Annotated in this window: 15 protein-coding genes and 3 tRNA genes; 11 read left to right on the forward strand and 7 right to left on the reverse strand. The window is 71.4% G+C overall.

Going from position 1 to position 18,865, the window contains the following annotated elements; translation table 11 throughout:
• Positions 1-69: 69 nt before the first annotated feature.
• Positions 70-315: a WhiB family transcriptional regulator gene (locus ACFWU3_RS03360; protein WP_313942970.1), complete on the forward strand. Its 246-nt coding sequence runs from the start codon at positions 70-72 to the stop codon at positions 313-315.
• A gap of 9 nt (positions 316-324) precedes the next feature.
• Here the strand turns inward: ACFWU3_RS03360 and ACFWU3_RS03365 are convergent, their stop codons facing one another.
• From ACFWU3_RS03365 to ACFWU3_RS03380, 4 genes are all read right to left on the reverse strand, one after another.
• Positions 325-777, reverse strand: a complete 453-nt coding sequence (locus ACFWU3_RS03365; RefSeq protein ID WP_384430386.1) for a hypothetical protein — start codon at positions 775-777, stop codon at positions 325-327.
• A gap of 152 nt (positions 778-929) precedes the next feature.
• On the reverse strand, positions 930-1,601 hold the full coding sequence (locus ACFWU3_RS03370) for a hypothetical protein (protein ID WP_384430389.1): 672 nt from the start codon (positions 1,599-1,601) through the stop codon (positions 930-932).
• A gap of 9 nt (positions 1,602-1,610) precedes the next feature.
• Positions 1,611-2,843, reverse strand: a complete 1,233-nt coding sequence (locus ACFWU3_RS03375) for a putative T7SS-secreted protein (protein WP_384430392.1) — start codon at positions 2,841-2,843, stop codon at positions 1,611-1,613.
• Positions 2,827-3,138 carry a hypothetical protein gene (locus ACFWU3_RS03380; RefSeq protein ID WP_384430395.1) on the reverse strand — a complete coding sequence of 104 codons (312 nt, stop codon included), beginning with the start codon at positions 3,136-3,138 and terminating at the stop codon, positions 2,827-2,829. Before ACFWU3_RS03380 ends, ACFWU3_RS03375 begins: the two co-directional genes overlap by 17 nt.
• Positions 3,139-3,519: 381 nt before the next feature.
• Here ACFWU3_RS03380 and ACFWU3_RS03385 point away from each other — a divergent pair, with 381 nt between their 5' ends.
• From ACFWU3_RS03385 to ACFWU3_RS03420, 8 genes are all read left to right on the forward strand, one after another.
• Complete coding sequence (locus tag ACFWU3_RS03385) at positions 3,520-4,260, forward strand: hypothetical protein (protein ID WP_384430398.1); 741 nt, start codon at positions 3,520-3,522, stop codon at positions 4,258-4,260.
• Positions 4,244-5,011 (forward strand): hypothetical protein, encoded by a 768-nt coding sequence (locus tag ACFWU3_RS03390; protein ID WP_384430401.1) that lies wholly within the window; start codon positions 4,244-4,246, stop codon positions 5,009-5,011. The genes ACFWU3_RS03385 and ACFWU3_RS03390 overlap by 17 nt, the downstream gene beginning before the upstream one ends.
• Positions 5,008-6,516 (forward strand): hypothetical protein, encoded by a 1,509-nt coding sequence (locus ACFWU3_RS03395; RefSeq protein WP_384430404.1) that lies wholly within the window; start codon positions 5,008-5,010, stop codon positions 6,514-6,516. Before ACFWU3_RS03390 ends, ACFWU3_RS03395 begins: the two co-directional genes overlap by 4 nt.
• A gap of 256 nt (positions 6,517-6,772) precedes the next feature.
• The gene (locus tag ACFWU3_RS03400; RefSeq protein WP_384430993.1) at positions 6,773-8,083 is read left to right on the forward strand and encodes a DUF1996 domain-containing protein; all 1,311 of its coding nucleotides are present in this window, start codon (positions 6,773-6,775) and stop codon (positions 8,081-8,083) included.
• Between the two features lie 150 nt (positions 8,084-8,233).
• Positions 8,234-8,305 (forward strand) — tRNA-Glu (locus ACFWU3_RS03405).
• Positions 8,306-8,315: 10 nt separating this feature from the next.
• A tRNA-Val gene (locus ACFWU3_RS03410) sits at positions 8,316-8,388 on the forward strand.
• 30 nt (positions 8,389-8,418) lie between these two features.
• On the forward strand, positions 8,419-9,753 hold the full coding sequence (locus tag ACFWU3_RS03415) for an SDR family NAD(P)-dependent oxidoreductase (protein ID WP_384430407.1): 1,335 nt from the start codon (positions 8,419-8,421) through the stop codon (positions 9,751-9,753).
• Entirely contained in the window at positions 9,753-10,940 is a 1,188-nt protein-coding gene (locus ACFWU3_RS03420) for a ribonuclease inhibitor (protein ID WP_384430410.1), read from the forward strand. The genes ACFWU3_RS03415 and ACFWU3_RS03420 overlap by 1 nt, the downstream gene beginning before the upstream one ends.
• A 3-nt stretch (positions 10,941-10,943) precedes the next feature.
• On the opposite strand, the gene ACFWU3_RS03425 is transcribed toward ACFWU3_RS03420, so the two are convergent.
• Positions 10,944-12,791: an AAA family ATPase gene (locus ACFWU3_RS03425; RefSeq protein WP_384430413.1), complete on the reverse strand. Its 1,848-nt coding sequence runs from the start codon at positions 12,789-12,791 to the stop codon at positions 10,944-10,946.
• Positions 12,788-14,218, reverse strand: coding sequence for a hypothetical protein (locus tag ACFWU3_RS03430; RefSeq protein WP_384430416.1), 1,431 nt, complete (start codon positions 14,216-14,218; stop codon positions 12,788-12,790). Before ACFWU3_RS03430 ends, ACFWU3_RS03425 begins: the two co-directional genes overlap by 4 nt.
• 120 nt (positions 14,219-14,338) lie before the next feature.
• Here ACFWU3_RS03430 and ACFWU3_RS03435 point away from each other — a divergent pair.
• A tRNA-Trp gene (locus ACFWU3_RS03435) sits at positions 14,339-14,414 on the forward strand.
• 43 nt (positions 14,415-14,457) lie between these two features.
• Here the strand turns inward: ACFWU3_RS03435 and ACFWU3_RS03440 are convergent.
• Positions 14,458-15,297: a hypothetical protein gene (locus ACFWU3_RS03440; protein WP_384430418.1), complete on the reverse strand. Its 840-nt coding sequence runs from the start codon at positions 15,295-15,297 to the stop codon at positions 14,458-14,460.
• A gap of 113 nt (positions 15,298-15,410) precedes the next feature.
• Between ACFWU3_RS03440 and ACFWU3_RS03445 the strand changes: the two genes are divergently transcribed.
• Entirely contained in the window at positions 15,411-18,803 is a 3,393-nt protein-coding gene (locus ACFWU3_RS03445) for a hypothetical protein (protein ID WP_384430421.1), read from the forward strand.
• Positions 18,804-18,865: the final 62 nt, after the last annotated feature.

Below are 18,865 nucleotides of genomic sequence, written 5' to 3' on the forward strand. Positions count from 1 at the left end.
CGCGGTCGCATCCGGGCCTGTTGATGCGTCGTTGATCCGGTGTTTATCGGCACGGGAGAGCGTGTGCGCATGCCGATCAACACCATCACCGATGACGAACTCTCCTGGCAGGAGACAGCACTCTGCGCGCAGACGGGCCCGGACTTCTTCTTCCCGGCCCCGGGCTCGTCGACGCGAGAGGCGAAACAGCTGTGCAGGGCGTGCGAGGGGCGGGTGGCGTGCCTGGAGTACGCGCTGGCGCATGACGAGAAGTTCGGGGTGTGGGGTGGGTTGTCGGAGAAGGAGCGGTACCGGTTGAAGCGGAGCCGGGGTTAGGCGCGGCGCTCAGAACCACCGCCGTACGTAGCGCCCGTCCTTCGCCAGCCCGGCCCGCTCGGCGACCGCGTCGGCCGGCGGGAGCTGTGGGTCCCTGTCCCAGAGGGCGGTGGCCGCGACGCGGAGGGGGGCGTGACCACCGACGGGCGAGACGACACCACCGGAGTGGGGGTCACCGGCGAACCAGATGACGCCGGGGTGGGGGTCGTGCTTGTGCTGGAGGTTGTGGCGGTAGGGGGTGGTCTGAAGGCGGACCTCCTGACCCGGCGCGACGGTGATGGCGACGGCGAAGGCACGTCGCTGTGCCGCGGGCGGGTAGGTGCAGGGGTAGGCGTGCCAGGGGTAGGACTGAAGGATGCGGGCGATTCTGGGCGCGTGCGCCAATGCCAGAACCGTGATCAGCACAAGGAGCGGGCATACCAGCAACGTGACCCCGTACAGCGGGATCACAGTGTCAGGCACAAGTCCTTGCTGGCCCACCCATACGAGAATGATCGGCGCGCAGATGAATCCGGCGAGCCACAGTCGACGACGGAGCACAATCCTGCGATAGCCAGCTGCCGTGGCTGGGTGGCTGAAGGCGGTTCCAGTCATGGGCGCGGTCGTATGCGACGTCATTGAAGTGCCTCCCAGATGCGGCTGCGGTTGTGCGTTTCACGCTGTGGCGTCGGATCGGTGAAGCTGATGGTCTGACCGATGCCGCGCAGGATCTCCGCGTACTCATCCGCGAGCTCGAGCGTTGTGGTGGTGAGATCAACGACAACCACATGTGGGCCGGTCGGCCTGGCGACGCCAAGACGCGCTTGGAAAACGTCCCTTTTGTGGCCCGGAACTTCCGTAGGCGGCTCCGGTAAGAGACACGTCACGAGAGCCGCTGGACTACCGCAAGGGATTTCCAGCAGTTCGCGGGTGACGACGCTCCCCAGAGGGTTCAGCACCATTTCGAGTGCACACTGAGCGGCGGCCAAGGTGCTGGTGGGAGCGTTCGTCGGTACGTCGGCGATGGAGAGCACGGAGGTGGAAAAGCCGGCATCGCCACCCGTGTGCAGACCGAAAGCCAGATAGGTGATTCCCTGCATCGGCAGCTCGCTCAGCAGGTTCAGCAGCAGATCGGTCTCCAGCAACCGCTGATCTCGTACGGACGGATCGGAACAAAGGCTGGCGATGTCCGCGACGACCTGATTGCGAACCGTGGGCAGCTCGTCGGGGGCCAGGTCGACGAACCCGGGGGGTAGACGGAACCACAGCGGGGCGAGCCCTGGCTCCACAGCGGTGGCAGAGGCCACTTCAAACTCCTAACGGGTCAGCTGAGCCCATGTCCGGGCTGCGTTGATGCCTGCACCAGGGGCGTCGGAGGCTGCCAGGCGCGCTCCATCGACACCGGTCGCCGTGTTCTTCACAGCGTCATGCTCTTCGGCCGGTGTGAGTCCGATGCCAGCGGTCAGAACACCGGTGCTTGAAACACCTACGTGCAATGGCCTTTCCACGGCCGGGTTTGTCTGTCGAACCACCCAGTCCAGTAAGGGCTTTGGAGCGTCGTTGACCTCGTGCATCGCAGCGGTTGTGTTGGTCCGGAGGGCCTGAGCCCCGCTTCGGAAGCTTGTGGATGCACCCTGTCCGGCTGTGATGCCGGTCCGCGTCGCAGCTGTCATCCCTTTGACGCCCTGCGCGACCGCGCCCACGCCAGGTAGGGCTCCCAGGCTGTCTCCCCCGAGGGTGACGGCACTGGACCAGAATTGACCGTCGAACTTCCCCTGCGTCAGTCCCGCTTTGAGCGCGGATCTGTGCTTCGGGTCGGACGCGTGCGAGACGAGGGCAGCCAGACTCAGGCCTGCCGCTGCGAGCAACAGCGGGATGGTGACGGGGCCCGTGGCGAAGATGGCGAGGAGGCCCAAAGTCGCCGACAAGAGGCTCAGACCATCGCCCAAGTTGTCATCGACCCAGCCCAAAAACTTGTCCCAAGCCCCCGGCTCCTTCGGCGCCAGCCGCACCGTCGCCTCGTTCAACCCCTTCGCGATCTGCCCCGCCTCCGCCCCATGCGCCTCCTCCAGCTCCCGCGCCAGCTTCCGGACCGATGCGAGTGCCTCCCGCGCCTTCGTCACCGACTGCGCCGCCGCCCGCAGTTCCGGTTCCGGCGTCGACGCGGCCGAGCGCAGCAGGTCGTGGTGCGCCTCCGCCTTCGTGATCGCTGCCGTGTCCAGCTTCGCCTGCGTGTCGTAGCGGCGGGCCGTCGCCTGGTAGCTCACCAGGTCGTCGTGCCATCGGCCCAGTTGCTTCGCCGCCTTCGAGACCGACCGGTGCGCGTTCTTCAGGTACTTCGGCAGTTCGCCGTCGATCGCGGCGCGGAACGCGTCCGCCGCCTCGCCGCGCCAGAACGAGCTCTGGCCGAGCAGCTCGCTGACCAGGCGGTGCGCCGTGCCCAGGGCTTCCGCCGAGGAGTTGAGTTTTGTCCGGAGCGTGGCGACCGCCGACGGGTTCCCCGGAACCGGGTTCCAGCCCAGGTGCGGGTAATCAGGCGCGGGGGTCACCGACGTACACCGCCTTGAAGGCCGCCGCGATCGCGCGGTTCACCTGGACGTAGCCCTGGTGGCTGAGCCGTACACCGTTGTTGACCGACGCGATCCGCCCGTTCAGCTGCTCCGCGCCGTACTTCCAGCGCCGTTGGAACCCGTCGCACGCCTCGTCGAGTTCCTTTGTGCCCAACTGGTCCGCCCGTACATGCTCCAGTGCACCTCTCGCCTCGGCGAGCGACGTCAGCGAGCGGTCCAGGGCACGTGAGAAGCGGCCCAACTGGTCGGTGTCCACCTGAAGATCACGATCCATGGCCGACCACCTTGGCAGATCATCGCCCGAATCGGATAAACCGTGTCACTCCGACAGGTGGTGCGGCACGGAGCACTGACGGCGCGCAGGCGGCGTGCGTGAAGCGGCCGTGCGCGCTAGTGCGCCCCCTTGGAACTCCACGACCGGAACACGCCTTCGTCAACGCACACCTACGTTGGTACTCCGCCCGGTGGGGCCTGGGACCGCGAGGAGTCGCCCCGGGAGCCGGGCGCCGGGTGCGCCGACGGTATGGGGATACCGGCTCGGCGCCGTAGCAACCATTGGGGGGAATCCATGGTGACGATCCGACGCGGAACGCACCCCAGAACGCACCGGCCCGCGGCCCTGATTGCCGCGCTGTGCCTGTGTTCCCTGGCGACTTTGACGGCTTGCGGCGACGGCGGTGACGGCGGCGACGCATCGGACACGGCGACGACGACGAACAGCACGGAGTCGGCGGTGGCCACCAGCACGCCGGAGGACTCCGCCACGCCGACGGACAGCGAGACCGAAAGCACCGAACCGGCCGAGGAGACCACGGAGGCGGAGGACGACACCACCGACACCACTGACACCGGCGACGGGGAGACGGAGTCGGACGACTCGAGCAGCTCGTCCGGCGTACCGCACGGCACCTGGACCGGCAACGCGAGGATCAGCGTCGACTTCGAGGACCCCGGATGTGCCGCCTCGTCGCAGACGTACAGCCTTCCCGCGACGCTGATCGTCGACGATCCGGCGGGCTCGGAGAGCAATGACTTCCATCTCTCCTGGGCCAGTGACAGCCAGAGCGCGGCGGGTGCCTTCGGGGTGACCTCCGCACTCAGCGGGACCGACACCACGGACGGCGAGTCGGTGGAGACCGGCTACTGGTCGCTCAGCGACGACGGGGGCGGCGACATCTCCGGGAACCTGACGGACACGGGTGGTTCGCAGGGCCTCGCGCTCAATCTGGTCTTCGTGCCCAAGCCCCTGTTCCCGTGCAGCGGGTACACCCCGTTCGCGTACTCGATGGCCGAAGGCACCACGCTGGAAGGCACCCTGACCGAGGACTCCGCCTCGCTGACGCTGAGCGGCACGACGAGTGACGGGACGAGGAGCTTCCGTGTCGAATGGTCCTGACGCGCGGCTGCCGTCCTCGGAGGAGACCGCCGCGGCCGTCCTGGACGCGTGGTCTCTCCGTATCGCATCGGCCGCGGCCCCGCACGAGGCCGACTTCGCCCCGCACACCGCTCGGGTCTATGCCGGGGGCGGCCGCGGCCGGCGGGTTCTGCTGCGTTCCGCGCCCTCCACACCCGGCGGCACCGGCGGTGAACTCGTCGCCGTACTACCCCTGTTGTGGGACGCGCTCGCCACCTCCTACCGGTTGCTGGAGTCCGCCCTCGGGTCACCGGCCGTCGGCAACGCGGTGTCGGGGGCCGCGCTGCTCCTCGCCACGAAGCGACGGGAGGCGTCGGCAGACGACTCGCCGGCAGACGACCCGCCGACAGGCGATCCGCCGACAGGCGATCCGCCGGTACCGACGCAGCCCGCGCCGGCGGACCCGGCCCTGACACCGGGCCCGCAGCCGACCCCCGACCCCGACCCCCGCCCGGACGCTCCCGCGGCTCCCGAACTCGCGGGCCTCGTCGATGCGGTCGTCCGCGTTTCCGCTCTTCTCCAGAGCCGCGGTATGGGCCGTCAGGAGGCCGACCGGGCCGCCTCCGAAGCGGTGGCCGCGCTGTACGAGGGCCATGACGACGGGGCTCTCGCCTTCCTCGGTCTGCTGACCGGAGGCGACCCGCCTGCCGCCCCCGGCGGAGGCCGCGGACCGGCGGTGTCCCTTCCGCGCAGGCTGGCCGGCTGGTGGCGCGGCCGTACGGAGGGGGAGTGAAGCGCGTCCGCGCCGACGCCCCGGCCGGCGCTCCCGCGGACGGCCTCACCGACGGACGGATCGACGCCGACGACGGGCCGATCGACGCCGCCGACCGACCGATCGACGCCGTCGGCGGACTCGCGTCGTCTCCGCCGCCGTGGCTCTGGCTCGCTCTGGTCATGTACCTCTACGAGCTGCCCTCCACCGCCGCATGGTGGCACGAGCAGGTCACCTGGCTCTGGACCTCCGAAGTGTTCGGACCCGAGGTCGTCGGAGGCGCCGCATTCGCGGCCCTGCGTGTCACCACGATCAGCCAGGCCATGCCGACGGTCATCGTGCCGGCCGGTCTCGCGACCGTCCTGCTGCCGCACATCCGCGGTCGCTGGACGGAACGGCGCCACGCGCTCGTCGACACCCGCGGGGACGACCTTCCGGTTGCGGCGGGGACGGCCCGCGAGATCCAGGAACTGCTCGACCGGTATGCGCCGGGAGCCGTCCTCATGGTGTCGCTCAGCGGCGGCGGCCCGCCCATCCGGGTGTACGCGCGGGGCTGGCGGGAAAGGCGAGTCGCCGCATCCCTCGGGTACATCGCCATGTGGCACAGCCATCCGCGGCGAGCACGCGCGCTGCTCGCGCACGAGGCGGCGCACCTCACCCGGGGCGAACACCTCATTACCGGGCTCGGCAGCCCGTTCACCACGATGGTCAAGGCCTGGCCCGTGGTGTTCCTCGCCTTCGGGGTGGGGCCGCTGATCTGGCTCGCCATGGCACACCACCCCTCCGGCTCGCTGATGGGCGCCCAGGTACTCACCGTCATGGTCAAGCTGCCGCACATGCTGATCGTGCCCGTGGCCGCCCTCTGGTGCGTCGAACTGGCGGCGGACCGGTACGCCGTGGATGCCACGGGCCGCCGCACCGTCGCGGAGGCGCTCCACGCCGCCCACGAGCGCGAGTCCCGGCTACGGCGTGCGGGCTCCGTACTGCACCACCCGCCACGGTGGTTGAGGCGCTGGTTCATCGCAGGGGCCCACCGGCCGTCGGCGCGGTTGCTTCTGCTGACGGCCGGTCCGCTGGCCCTGCTCGTACAGGCCGTGGTGGTCACCGCCTTCGCCGTGCCCAGTCTGATTCTCGTGGGCGATCCCGCCCCGAACGCCGTGGCGAGCAGCCTGGATCTCGCGCACCGCAACCTGCTGCCCGTACCGCTGTGGACGACGATTGTGGTGATCCTGCTGGTGTGGCCGGCCGTGGAGGGGTTCTGGCTGCGGTTGTGGGGCGCTCCCCGGCACTCCGGCAAGCCCCGGCCGTCCGAGCCCGTGCCGTCCGGCGAGCCCGGGCACGCCGGCAAGCCCGCGCCGTCCGGTGTCCGCCGTCCACGCCTGCATCTCGTCGCGGCGCTGCTGCCGGCCTCCGTCCTTGTGGTGGCTCTTCTGCCGCACAGCGGCGCGCTCGAACGCGACCCTGTGCTGCGTCCTTCCACGGCCTCGGCGGCCCAGAGCAACGATTCTCAAACCTCTGGCCCGTGACGATTCTGAAAAAATGTTCGGGATCTCTTGAGTCGAATCACCGCCGTCTCCGTATCTGACGGCGTTGCGCTCCGATTTCCGCTCGGGCGGGTGAGGGCACGGACCGACTCGGCCGAGTGGCAGCCGGTCCCCGGCGTATGAGCAACCAGAAAGGGACGGACTTGTGAGGAACAGACAGAGACACAAGCGGTCCAGATGGATCGGCGTCACGGTCGCCGGTGTGGCAGCACTGGCCGTGGGCGGCGGAGCTGTGCTGATGACGAACAACAGCGCGTCGGCGTCGCGGGAATCCGCGAGCCAGCAGGCGGCCGCGCAGGCGACGATGACGCTCAACTGCCCCGATGTCTCTGCCCGTCTGACGGACGTGCCGCAGGAGGCGCGGCCCGCCGTGGACACCGAACTCGCCAAGCTGGACACCCAGGTCGCGGACGCCTACGGGCAGCTCGCCACCGGTGCGAAGACGGACAAGGAGTGGGTACGCACCAGTGTGCTGGACCCGCTGTCCTCCGAGCGTCGCCAGTCGCTCGACCGCATCGGCGCCGAGATAGGCAAGGTCTCGCAGCGGCCCGCGGGCCTGGACTCGCTGGCGGCGTGCACGGTACGCAAGGAAGAGGCGGCCCCTGCCGTCGCGGCCGCGAACGGCTCGGCGGCCCCGAGCGCTCCTGCGGCAGGCGGCCAGGCGCAGAACGCCCCCAGCCGTGCGGACTTCGTGGACATCCGCAAGGTGCGGCCCAACGTCGCCAAGCCGCGTCAGCAGGCCAACGCCTCCAAGGGCACCTTCTCGTCCCGCTGCGGGCGCAACGAGAACAAGCACTTCAACCCCGACAACGTCATCGTGGCACCGGGTGTGAGCAACGGCGCGCACCACATGCACGACTACGTCGGCAACCTCGAGACCGACGCGTTCTCGACCAACGACGACCTCGCCGGGGCCGGGACGACCTGCACCAACGGCGACCGCTCCACGCACTACTGGCCGGTCCTGCGGCTGCGCAACGGCAAGAACGAGGCCGACGCGAACCTTCCGGGCGGAGGCCAGGACGGCAACGTCGGCCGCATCCTCCAGCCCGCCTCCGTGCAGCTGACCTTCCGTGGCAGCCCGGTCGGCAAGGTCGCCGAGATGCCCACCTTCCTGAGGATCATCACCGGTGACGCCAAGGCCTTCGTCAACGGCACGGCCAACGCCAACGCCTCCTGGAGCTGCACCGGCTTCGAGAACCGGCAGCTGAAGGACAAGTACCCGCTGTGCCCCAGGGGTAGCAACGTCGTCCGGACATTCAACTTCCAGAGCTGCTGGGACGGCGCGAACATCGACAGCGCCAACCACCGCACCCATGTGGCTTTCGCCCAGGCCAACGGCGCGTGCCCGCAGGGCTTCCGGGCGATCCCGCAGCTGGTGCAGCGGATCACGTACAAGGTGAACCCCGGATCGGTCTTCGCGGTCGACAGCTTCCCCGAGCAGCTGCACAAGCCGGTGACGGACCACGGCGACTTCATCAACGTGATGTCCACGTCGCTGATGAAGAAGGCGGTGAGCTGCATCAACGGCGGCCGCAAGTGCGGCTGAGCCGCTGAGGCACGGTGCCGCGGTGACCCGGGGAGGGTGCGCTGCGGCACCACTGTTTCGTACGGCCGGCGGGCGCGGCCCGGCCGGCTCACCCCGGCCACCCGCCCCGGTGAGCCATGGCCGGGGGGCCCGATAGGATCCCCGCAATGTCTGGCCGTAGCGCAGAGGCAGGCGCACCGCCTTCTCAGGGCGGACACGCCGGTTCGAATCCGGCCGGCCGGACAGGCCGGACGGTCCCGTAGCGCAGAGGCAGGCGCAACGACCCCACACGGTCGGTCACGCCGGTTCGAATCCGGCCGGGACCACGCACAGAACGACGGGGGACGGGGCGGCGGATGGAGCACATCGGCGACGACGAGCTCGTGGCGTTCGACCGCACGGTCAAGAAGCTGCGTGCGCTGCCCGTCGACGACCCGGTGCGGCTGCGGGCCGAGCAGGTTGCATCCTCTTTTGCCCGGGACGGACGGCAGCGCAGGCGCAAGTCCCGTATCAGCGCGCGTGCCGACAGGGACGCCGCCGTTGTCGCGGCCACCGCCACCGGTGCCGTCGCCCGGCGCGAGGACGCGCCACTGGAGGTGGCGGCCAAAAGCGCCGGCGTCTTCACGAAGCCAAGGCGCTGCTACGTCTGCAAGTCGTTCTATCGACAGGCCGACTCCTTCTACCATCTGCTCTGTCCCGGCTGTGCGGCCGACAACACCGCGCGGCGCGGCATGAGCACCGACCTCTCCGGCCGCAGGGCGCTCCTGACCGGCGGACGCGTCAAGATCGGCTTCCAGCTGGCGCTGATGATGCTGCGCGACGGCGCCGAACTCCTTGTCACCAGCCGTTTCCCGCACGACACCCTGCGCCGTTTCCGGGCCGCGCCCGGCAGCGGGAAGTGGCTCGACCGGCTCACCGTCGTCGCCGTCGATCTGCGGGACCCCCGGCAGGTGCTCGGCCTGTGCGAGCGGCTGCGCCAGGACGGGGAGCCGCTCGACATCCTCGTCAACAACGCCGCCCAGACGGTCCGCAGGCCCCCCGCTTCGTACGCCCTGCTCGAGGCCGGGGAGTCCGGGGCCCTGCCCGGCGAGGTGCTGTGCGCTCCGGGGTACGAACCGATGGCCGCCCTGGAACCCGCGGGCGCCGGGGGAGCGCTTGCCCTGGTCCTTCCGGATGCCGACGAGGCGGGCCTGCTGCCCGACACCGCGCCGGCGAACTCCTGGTCGGCCCGCATCGGCGAACTCGACGCCGCCGAACTGCTGGAGACCCAGCTGGTCAACGCCCTGGCGCCCACGCTGCTGGTCGACCGTCTGCTGCCGTTGCTGCTCGCCTCTCCCCGCCACCGCCGTTACATCGTCAACGTGACCGCCGTGGAAGGCAGATTCGCCGTGCGGCGCAAGATGTCCACGCATCCCCACACCAACATGGCGAAGGCCGCACTGAACATGCTCACCCGCACCAGCGGGCCCGAACTCGCCGAGCAGGGCGTCCACATGTGCAGCGTCGACACGGGATGGATCACCGACGAGAATCCCGTGCCGAAGAAGGAACGGATCGCAGCCGAGGGCTTCCGCACACCCCTGGACATCGTCGACGGAGCGGCGCGCGTGTACGACCCCATCGTGCGGGGAGAGGCGGGCGCGCCGGTCTCCGGCGTCTTCCTCAAGGACTACCGGGAAGCGGAGTGGTGATGGAGGAGCCCTACGCGGGTGTACCCGAGGTGCTGCCCCGTTCGGTCGCCGAACTCGGACCGCTCATCGCCTGGTTGCGAGACGGGCGGACGACAAACCGCAGACTCGACTTCGCCGCGGGCACCGCGCTCCCGGACGGGCGCCTCGACCTGTGCAAGCAGGCGCTCGGCCCCGACGGCGCCGCTCTCGTCGCCGAGGCGCTGCGCGAGGGCGGCGCGAGCGGCACCGTTCCCGCGCGGCACCTGCTGCTCGGCACCGACGGGCTCGGCGACGAGGGCGCGGCCACCGTCGCCGACAGGACCGTGGGCTCAGGTGTCGAGACGCTGTACCTGGGGTGCAACGGCATCACCGCGGCCGGCGCCTGCCGGATCGCCGACAGCCTGCGGGCGTCGGAACACGTGGTCAGCGGGGTCTGGCTCAAACGCAATCCGCTGGGCACCGGGGGCGGTCGGGCGGCCGCCGAACTCATCGCCGCGGCCTCGTCGCTGCGCACGCTCGACCTCGTCCAGACAGGGCTCGACCCGGCCGGGCTCACGTTCCTCACGGAGGCGCTGCTCGCCGCGGACACGCGGGGACGCCGCATCGAGCGGCTCTTCGTCGGGGGCAACCCCCTCGGTCAGGCCGGAGCCGTGCCGCTCGCCGCACTGATCGCGTGCGGCGCGGTCGGCGAACTCTATGCGTCCGCGAGCCGGCTGGGCGACGAGGGCGCCCAGCGGCTGGCCGATGCGCTGGGGCGGGCGCCGCGGGGACGACTGGCCCGCCTCTCCGTCGCCAGCAACGGCATCGGTCCGTCGGCCGCTGCCCGTCTGGTCGCCGCAGCGGCCGCCGCCGGCGTCGAACTGCTGGACATGGGGCGAGTTCGGGCCGCGGGCACACTCGGCGCCGAGGACAACCGGATCGACACGGATGCCGCGACGGCCATCGGCGAGAGCCTCGCCGATGGCGAGCACCGGCTGACCCACCTCGTCCTCGCGCACACCGGGATGCGCAGCCGCGAGGCCCACCGCATCCTCGACGCCGCGCCTCGCGCCGTGAGCCACACCCGCTTCGTGCTCGGGAAGGGCATCGCCACCAGCGTGCGCCGCCGCCTCGACGCCTTCAGCGCACACCTGCCCGCGCCCGCCGTCTCCGCCGATGTCGCCGCCGTACGCAGTGTGCACCGCACGGCGCCCCCGGAAGCACCCTGACGATCAGCGCACCCCGGCCGTGAAGATCTCGATCCAGAACCGCTGGTGCTTCTCCGACGCGCCCACCAGATAGGTCGACCGCAGCTTCGGCGGCAGCAGTGCCACCAGCCGGGCCACCACCCTGCGGTGCTTCTTCAGCTGGGACAGCTCGGCGTTGGCGATGATGTGATGCACCACATCACTGTCGTTGCCGCCCTCCCCGGACTGCTCAGCGGCCCGGCGCAGTCGTCCCTCCCACAGCTCGACCCGCTCGGCGAGCTCCCGCAGGCCGGTCACCGGCCGGTTGTCCAGGCGCTCGATCAGGGACGTCAGGGGCACCGGAGCGTACTCGCCGTCCCCCAGATAGACCGTGCCCATCTCCAGCGGCAGACCGCGCTGATGCAGCTTGATCAGCCGCTCGATCGTCCGCTTGGTGATCCAGGCCCGGCCCTCGTCGTCGATGTCGTGCTTCCACCAGTCGAGCACCGTCTCGGCGACCGGCCCATAGGTCGCGATCAGCCACTCGTTGGCCGGGATGTCGTCCGGCTCGACGGTCAGCGATGCCGTGAACCGGGTCGCCTGGGCGATGTTGTTGCGGGAGACGAGCAGCTTGCGGCCCAGGTGGTACGGCGGGTTCTGGACGGCGATCTGTGCCCGCAGCCCTTCGATCCGCCGCCCCGCCAGCGACCACTCCTGGGTGACCTCCATCAGTTTGGCGAACGCCGCTTTGTCCTTGGGCCGGTTGTACTCGTCCCACACGATGGCCTTCGGCTCCGCCCCGGTGAACCCGGCCGCCAGGAGATTGTCCAGAGAGCCGTCGGGCGTCGGGATCGGGGCGCACAGGTCCTCGACATTGGTCACCGGCAGCGAGAAGTACAGCGGTTCGCGCCCGCCGAGCCCTTCCCGTACGGTCTGGCGCACGAGCTCCGTCTTGCCACAGCCCGGCGGACCTTGCAGCAGCACGGTCCAGCGGTTGCGCAGCGCGGCGCGCACCACCTGCCGCACCGGGTCGGGAATCGTCGCCGGGTTGGGTACGCCGAGAGCGGCCGCGATGCGGTCGAGCACCTCCGCGGTCCGGTTCTGCCCCGGTCGGCCGTCACCACGCGGCTCGACGAGGCGCAGCCGCTCGCCGTTGACCAGCGGAAGCCCCCAGCGCAGCGGGAATCCCTCCTGGGCGTTGGCCAGGATGTGGTCGACGGTGCGTGGCGCCAGCAGCTCGCGCAGCGCCGGGCTGAGCGACGCCCACACCGCGAACACCCCGCGCAGGTCCCATGTCCGGTACTTGGCGGCCAGCTTGTACCGCCACGAGGTGTCGTTCGCGGTGATCCGGATGGTGACCATACGGTCCAGGATCGCCAGATCGCTGCGGCGGGCGGCAGTCTCGGCGAGTGATTCGTTGTCGGCGAGGAACACGCCGATACAACCCAGCGCCCGCAGGTCGTACTCGCCGAGCGTCCAGTTGCAGGCGATCTGCATCAGCTGCGACTGGATCGTCTCGCCGGCCTGGAGCGAGTCGTCGATCAGCAGGACGAAGGGCTTGCCCGGCTTGAGCTGGCTCATCACCAGCTGCCGCAGCACCAGTTGACCGCTCTCGGCGTCCCGCACCGGCGCGTTCGCCAGCAGGTCGTCCGGCGTGAGGTTCGCCGCGGGCACGAAGACCAGCTCCGCGTCCGGATACGCCTCCGCCACATGGGAGAAGAACGTCGCCGTCTTGCCGATGCCGTGCTCGCCGAAGACCTGACCGGTCTGCCCCATGTCGATCATCGCGTCGATGAAGGACTCGAGCCGGGACACACCTGTCCAGCCCTCGGGACGCTCGGGGTAGGTGGCATTGCCGCGCCACTGCCGCCGGTGGTCGGTCGCGGTGGTCATCTCGATCCTGTCGTGACGCGATGGCAGGCCATCGGGGGTTGGTGGGCATCGGGCCAGTCGTCCCCGCCCCCGGTGATCAGCCAGATCCACTTGTCGGGTTCCGCCGGCGTGATGTGCGGGGCGTACCCGTCGGTGAGCATCACGATCGCGTCCGGGGTGACGTCGAACAGCCGGCCGTCCACGGCGGTGCGCCCCTCCACGTAGTCCGCGACGGCCTGGAAACTCGTACCGCCGCCGCCGAGCACCCGCTCGCCGGGTGCGAAGGGCATCACCACACCGTCGAACGACAGCCAGTGCGCCTCCACACCGTCGATACCGCCGACCAGTTCGGTCAGCCAGGTGACCACGTGCTGGGGCATCGATCCGGAGGTGTCGTACGCGATGACGAGCACCTTGTCGCGCACCGGACCCCGCCGCGAGAGCATCGGGTCGTGGCCCAGCGCGGCGAGCAGCGCCCCGCGCTTCTTCGGATACACCAGCCGCTCGCCCTCACGCAGCTTGGACGCCATGACGTCCACCAGCCACCGCTGCCACCAGTCGACGCGGCCCGTCCGGGCCGTCCGCCCTCGCAGCGCACCTGCCCCCAGCCGGCCCCACATCCGGGTGATCCGGTCGGACGCACCGTCCGTACGGTCCATCAGGTCACCCAGCTCCTGCTCGGCTCCCGCGTGACCGCGGCGCGCCGCCAGCAGCGCATTGAGCAGGGCCGACGAGCCGACCGCGTCGGTCGTCCGCTGGTCGCCCGGGACCTCGGCGTCCGTCAGACGGATGCACATCGGCTGCGGCACCGGGGGGTTCTTCATCCGCTTCAACTCGCTGTACACGGACATGTCGGTGGCGATGAACGCGGAGTACTCCACGGGGTCGAGGCCGTGGGCCCGCAGGTCCGCCTCGTAGGCCTCGTGGATCTCGCGGGGATCGATGCCGGTCGGCTCGCCGTGCAGCAACGGCAGCGCGTCCCGGCGGAGCCTGACCATCGCCACGTGGTTGATGGAGACCTCGGCCGCGAGCGTGAACACCGGGTCCTCCCGCAGTTCGGGCTCGGCGAAAAGATGCCGGTGGACCAGGTGGCGTGCCTCGTGGAAGAGCACGAACTTCACCCCGTCGAGGCCGAGGTCCACGAAGAACCGCGGGTTGTAGAGCAGCAGGCAGGTACCGTCGCCGCTCGCCACCACGGCCGCCGTGTCCACCGCCGTCGTCGCGATCTGGTGGTGGCACTTGGCATAGAGCCAGGAGGCGACCGCCGACTCGGTCAGCCCGAAGTCCAGCAGCGCGGCCTCCTTGAGCTGCCGTGCCTCCTCGACGGTCCCCGCGTCGGCCGGCTGCCATCGCTCCAGCGCCCGCCGGTCCGCAAGATCGACCACGGGACGCACGTGCCCGTTCCGCTCCCCGTATGCCACGTCCCACACCCCCTCGTACAGGCTCATTGGTACCAGGGGCCACTGACATCGGGCGAAGCGGTTTCCGCAGCGCAGCCGTGCAGGCCGAGCGGGCGGAGGGCTCACGGTGCGGCTGCTTCCCGCGCGGCCTTAGGATCTCCGGCAAGGGCGGGGCCGTAGCGCAGAGGCAGACGCGCCGGTCTCCAGAACCGGAGGACGCTGGTTCAACTCCAGCCGCCCCGCCCCCTTTCCGGTCCCGCGGCCGCGGCCGGACGGCATGCGCCTGCCTAGGCGATGGCGCCCGAGGTCACGATCAGCTCGGGCGCGGTACCGGTGAACGTCGGCAGCAACTGGGCGAGGACCGCCCAGGCTTCGGTGTTCTCGCCCAACGAGCCCTGCACCAGCGGCCGCAGGACCGCCTCGGCCTCCGGCAGCCGGCCCGGGAACGCCCAGCGGCCGGTGTCCAGCACCGACAGCACGTCCTGTGCGGTGCGCCAGTTCTCCGCGTACACCCCCGGGCCCGCCACGATCCCGGCCTGCCGCATCCGGTGGGCGAAGCTCGGATGGTCGCTGAACCGTTCCCGCAGCGCCTTCGGACAGTCGATGCGGGTGGCCAGCGCCCAGCGCGCGAAGCCGGGCAGGGGCTCTTCGAGATCGGCCGCCGCCACCTGGGCCCAGTCGTCCCGGCCGACGGCCGCGGCCGCCCTGCGCCCCTGCCGCATGCGGGTGACCGCCCGCAGTTCACCCACGACACCACGCGGTCCGGTGCCCGGAAGATCCACGGGCTCGGTCTGCTTCCGCAGCCCCGGCGCGAGCGGGAGCGGTCCTCGCGCACCGTCGCCGAACGGTACCCCGCGCAGGATGTCGCGCTGGATCCGGCCGCCCACCCCGTCGACGTGGTAGACGACTTCGTTGATGTCGGGCCGGTCGGCCTGAAGCATCCAGAACAGCACCGACGCCGGTGCTCCCGCCCGCGAGACCTGTCGTGCGGCCTCCCAGACGGAGGGAGGGCCGGCCGGCGGGTCCTCGGTCACGGCCAGCCGCTTTCGCACCCGTCGCGCCAGGTCCGCGTCGGCGAGGGTGAGCAGCAGATGGAGAGCCATGGCGGTCCTGCGGTCACCGTTCATCGCGTCCCCCCGCACGGCCCCCGTCGGCGGCCCCGTTCGTCCCTGTGGCGGCCGATCATGCCAGGTTCCGTATTCGCCGGGGATCGCGGTTCTCCGGAAGGCACAATTCCCGCATGCCGCACACCTCCCGGCGCTCGGCGGATCTCCTCCTGGCCGCGATCGAGCCCCTCCCGTACCCCCTGCGCATGCGCGAACTGTCCCGGCGGACCGGGGAGATGGAGCCCGGGGAACGACGGTCGCTGCTCGCCGAACTCGACGCCCGCGGGCCCTACGAGCGCGGGCTCGCCGTCGTCGTCGCGTCCGTGGGCGGTGAGACCGGGTGGATCGGCGAGCGGCTCGCGGACCCCGACGCCTTCGTCCGCGGCCAGGCGCTGCGGGTCGCCGCGGGACTCGGCGTCCCCGACGAGGCGTTCGCCACCGCGCTGGACGACGCACCGGCCGCGATACGCCGGCAGTTGCTGCGAGCCCTCGTCTCACAGCGCCGCACAGCGCTCGCGGACCGGCTCGTCGACGGCGTACGGGAGACCTGGGGCGACACGGAGGCGGCGCGCCTGCTGCCCGGATGCGGGCCGGACACCGTCGCACGGCTGCTGCCCGCCCTGTTCCACGCCGTCCGCGGCTGGACCTCGCTCGGCCGCCGCCACCCGGGGCCGGTACTCGACGCCGCCGAGCGCGAACTGTCCGCGCTGCCCGAGTCCCTGCGCGAGGACTGGTGGCGGCGGCACGCCCTGGCGGTCGCCGCCACGGTGCACGCCGAACCGCGGAGGGTTCTCGCCCTGTTCGAGAGCATGGGACCCGCAGCCCTGCCGGTGCCGCTGAGCCATCGGCTCGCCGGTCTGGCGAAGGCCGACCCCGCGCGGGTCGTGCGGATGCTGCTCGCTCCCGAGGGCCACGCACTCCGCGGCCGCGTCACCCGGTGCCCGGCCCTGCTGACCTTCCTCGTCCGGCACGCCCCTGAGGACCTGGTGCTCGAGTTGGGCAGGGTCGGCGCCGCACGGCCCGACCAACTCGCGCGACTGATCGCCGCGCATCCGCCGGCCCGGCGCGGCGCGTTCCACGAAGCCGTCGTCAGCGACCGGGGCAGCGACGCGCAGGTGGTGAACGCCGAACTCCTGGACGTCCTGCCCCGCAGCTGTGTGGCCGTCGAGGCCCGCCGGATGGCCGACCGGGCCCGCGAGCGTTCCGCGCCGTGGAGCGAAGTGCTGCTCGCCGAGTCGTATCTGCCCGTGGACGAGGCTCGCGAACGGCTGGTGGCGGCCACCCGCCGCCCCTCCGCGGAGGACCGTGCCGAGGCCTGGCCGCTGCTCGTCCGCAATGCCGCGCGGTCCGGCGACGCCGACGCCGTGACCGCGGTACTGCGCGAGATGGCACGGCTGCGCAACGAACAGGACCCGGTGCGCTCCGCGGCGCTGGACGCCCTCGCCGCCACGCCACCCGCGCTGTTCACCGAGGAGGCGGAGGACCATCTCGACCGGGTCGCCGCCGACGCCGTCGAGGCCCGGGACTCGTCCCCGGCCACCCGTCAGGCGCTCAGCCGCCTCGCGGTCGGGCTGCTGCGCGAGCACGCCGCCACCGGCCGGCGCGGGCTCGTCAACTGGGCGCTGCGTACGGTGGTGCGGATCTCCGGAAGCACCGGCGGTGCCGATCTCGGGCGGCTGGACCGTACGCTGCGCCGCGACCAGGAGCACGACGTCTTCGAGGCGCTGCGCCCGTGGATCGAGGCGGGCGCGGAGAAGGCGGACTTCAGCCTGGCCTTCGCCCTCGCCCGCGCGGTCGGCCGGCGCGCGGCGGACATGCCCGAACTTCAGGAACTCCTGTGGCAGGCCGTGCGGTTCGGCAACAGCTGGGCCGCACGCACAGCGGTCGACCTCTGGCTCGAACCGCTCCGGGACCGCGACCGGCGAGTGGAACTGCTGCTGAGCCACGAGAGATCGGCGGCCGTACTGCCGCCCGTCGTCACCGTACTGACCTCCCGCCGCACCGATCTCCTCGACCGCGTCCTGGAGGACACCCCGCCCTACGGGCGCTTCCTCACCAAGGACAGCCACTGGACCCTGCCCGTCCACCACACCCACCACACCGTCCACCGCTGGACCGCACGCCAACAGCGCGCCGTCGTACGGCAGTTGGCGAACGCCGCGGGCGACACCTCGCTGCCGCTCCACACCCGGGCGGACGCCGTCGAGGCGGTGGCGCGGATCCCGGCCGGAGGCGCGGACATCGCACACCGTTGGACGGACTCCCACGACGTGGTGCTCGCCGAAGCCGCGCTCGCCGCCCTCACCCGGACCGTACGTCCCGCCGACGCGCTGCCCCGACTGCTCTCGTACGCGAACGGCGACCGCGCCCGCGTCGCCGTGTACGCGGTCACCCGGGCGTCCCGGTACGCGCGGCCGTCCGAACTCGGGGCCCTGCTGCGCGGTGTTCTGGAGCCGGGTGCCTCCAAGGTGACCAGCCGTAAAGAAGCGGTGCGGCTCGCCGCCGTCCGCCTTCCGCTGACCGACGCGGCCGGGGTGGTCGCCGACACCTACGGGATGAAGGACCTGCACCGTGATGTCCGCGCCACGTGCGTGGCTTTCGCTCCGGCGCTGCTCGGAGACGAACGCATGTGGCGTCTGCTCACCGACGCGTCCACCGGTGAGCGGGTGCTGCGCGACGGCGTGCTGCGTGTGGTGCCGATGGATCTTCCGGAGCCGTACCGCCCGCGCTTCGCGCGCCTGATACGCGGTGTGTGCGAGATCCGCGACAAGGAACTCGCCGGCGCTGCGTTCGCGGCCCTCGGCCACTGGCTGCCCTGGTCGCCCGAGGCATCCGAGGTCCTGGTGTCCGCGATCACCGATCTGTCCGACCGCCGGTCCTGGTACGCGGCGGCCGACGCGCTCGCCGCCGCTGCCGTCCACGGGCCCGAGGCGGCAGCCGCGGTGGAGCAGGCGCTCACGCGGCTGGCCACCGCCGACGCCCTGGCCGTGGAGAACACCGACGACGCCGGCGCGGAACGGGACTGTCCGGCCCGCCGCCGGGTCGAGCACCTCACGGAGAGGCTGTGCCGCCGGTCGGGCGTACGCCCCCGCGTGCTGCGGCCGGTGCGGACGGCGGCCGCCGAGTTGCTCGCGGGCCACGACACCTTTGTGCCGCAGGCAGCCGCGCTGCTGACGGAGTCCCTCGATCTCGATGCCGATGCGGACGCGCTGCGGGTGTCCGTCGACCGGCTCGTGGCACTGCACGAGGACCGTCCGGCCCTCGCCGTGCGTACCGCCGACGTGCTCGGCCGACGACTCCGCGGCGCGGAGCCGGCCGGCGACACCGCGTCACTGCTCACCGCCGCCCGGCGGCTCGCCGAGGCGGGCGGTCGCACCGAAGGGCTTCTCGCGGTGACGCTCACCGGAGCGGGCGGCGAGCGCACCTCCTGGACCGAGCCGTGGCGGGCGCAACTGCGCAGGCTGCGCCGCCATCCGGTCGCCGATGTGCGGGACGCCGCCCTGGAGTGCGTCACCGCTCACGAATGACGACCGGCCGGGCCGCACACCACAGGATCGTGGGCGCGGCCCGGCCGGGCGGGAGACAGCGG

The sequence above is a fragment of the Streptomyces sp. NPDC058685 genome, assembly GCF_042714725.1.
In the GTDB taxonomy this organism is placed as follows: Bacteria; Actinomycetota; Actinomycetes; order Streptomycetales; family Streptomycetaceae; genus Streptomyces.

What these genes read in the sequence shown, in the direction of transcription:
- ACFWU3_RS03430 (WP_384430416.1), bottom strand. Translation starts at nt 14,218, where the DNA reads ATGAGCCTGTACGAGGGGGTGTGGGACGTGGCATACGGGGAGCGGAAC.
- ACFWU3_RS03415 (WP_384430407.1), top strand. Translation starts at nt 8,419, where the DNA reads ATGGAGCACATCGGCGACGACGAGCTCGTGGCGTTCGACCGCACGGTC.
- ACFWU3_RS03380 (WP_384430395.1), bottom strand. Translation starts at nt 3,138, where the DNA reads ATGGATCGTGATCTTCAGGTGGACACCGACCAGTTGGGCCGCTTCTCA.
- ACFWU3_RS03425 (WP_384430413.1), bottom strand. Translation starts at nt 12,791, where the DNA reads ATGACCACCGCGACCGACCACCGGCGGCAGTGGCGCGGCAATGCCACC.
- ACFWU3_RS03400 (WP_384430993.1), top strand. Translation starts at nt 6,773, where the DNA reads ATGACGAACAACAGCGCGTCGGCGTCGCGGGAATCCGCGAGCCAGCAG.
- ACFWU3_RS03440 (WP_384430418.1), bottom strand. Translation starts at nt 15,297, where the DNA reads ATGAACGGTGACCGCAGGACCGCCATGGCTCTCCATCTGCTGCTCACC.
- ACFWU3_RS03420 (WP_384430410.1), top strand. Translation starts at nt 9,753, where the DNA reads ATGGAGGAGCCCTACGCGGGTGTACCCGAGGTGCTGCCCCGTTCGGTC.
- ACFWU3_RS03445 (WP_384430421.1), top strand. Translation starts at nt 15,411, where the DNA reads ATGCCGCACACCTCCCGGCGCTCGGCGGATCTCCTCCTGGCCGCGATC.
- ACFWU3_RS03360 (WP_313942970.1), top strand. Translation starts at nt 70, where the DNA reads ATGCCGATCAACACCATCACCGATGACGAACTCTCCTGGCAGGAGACA.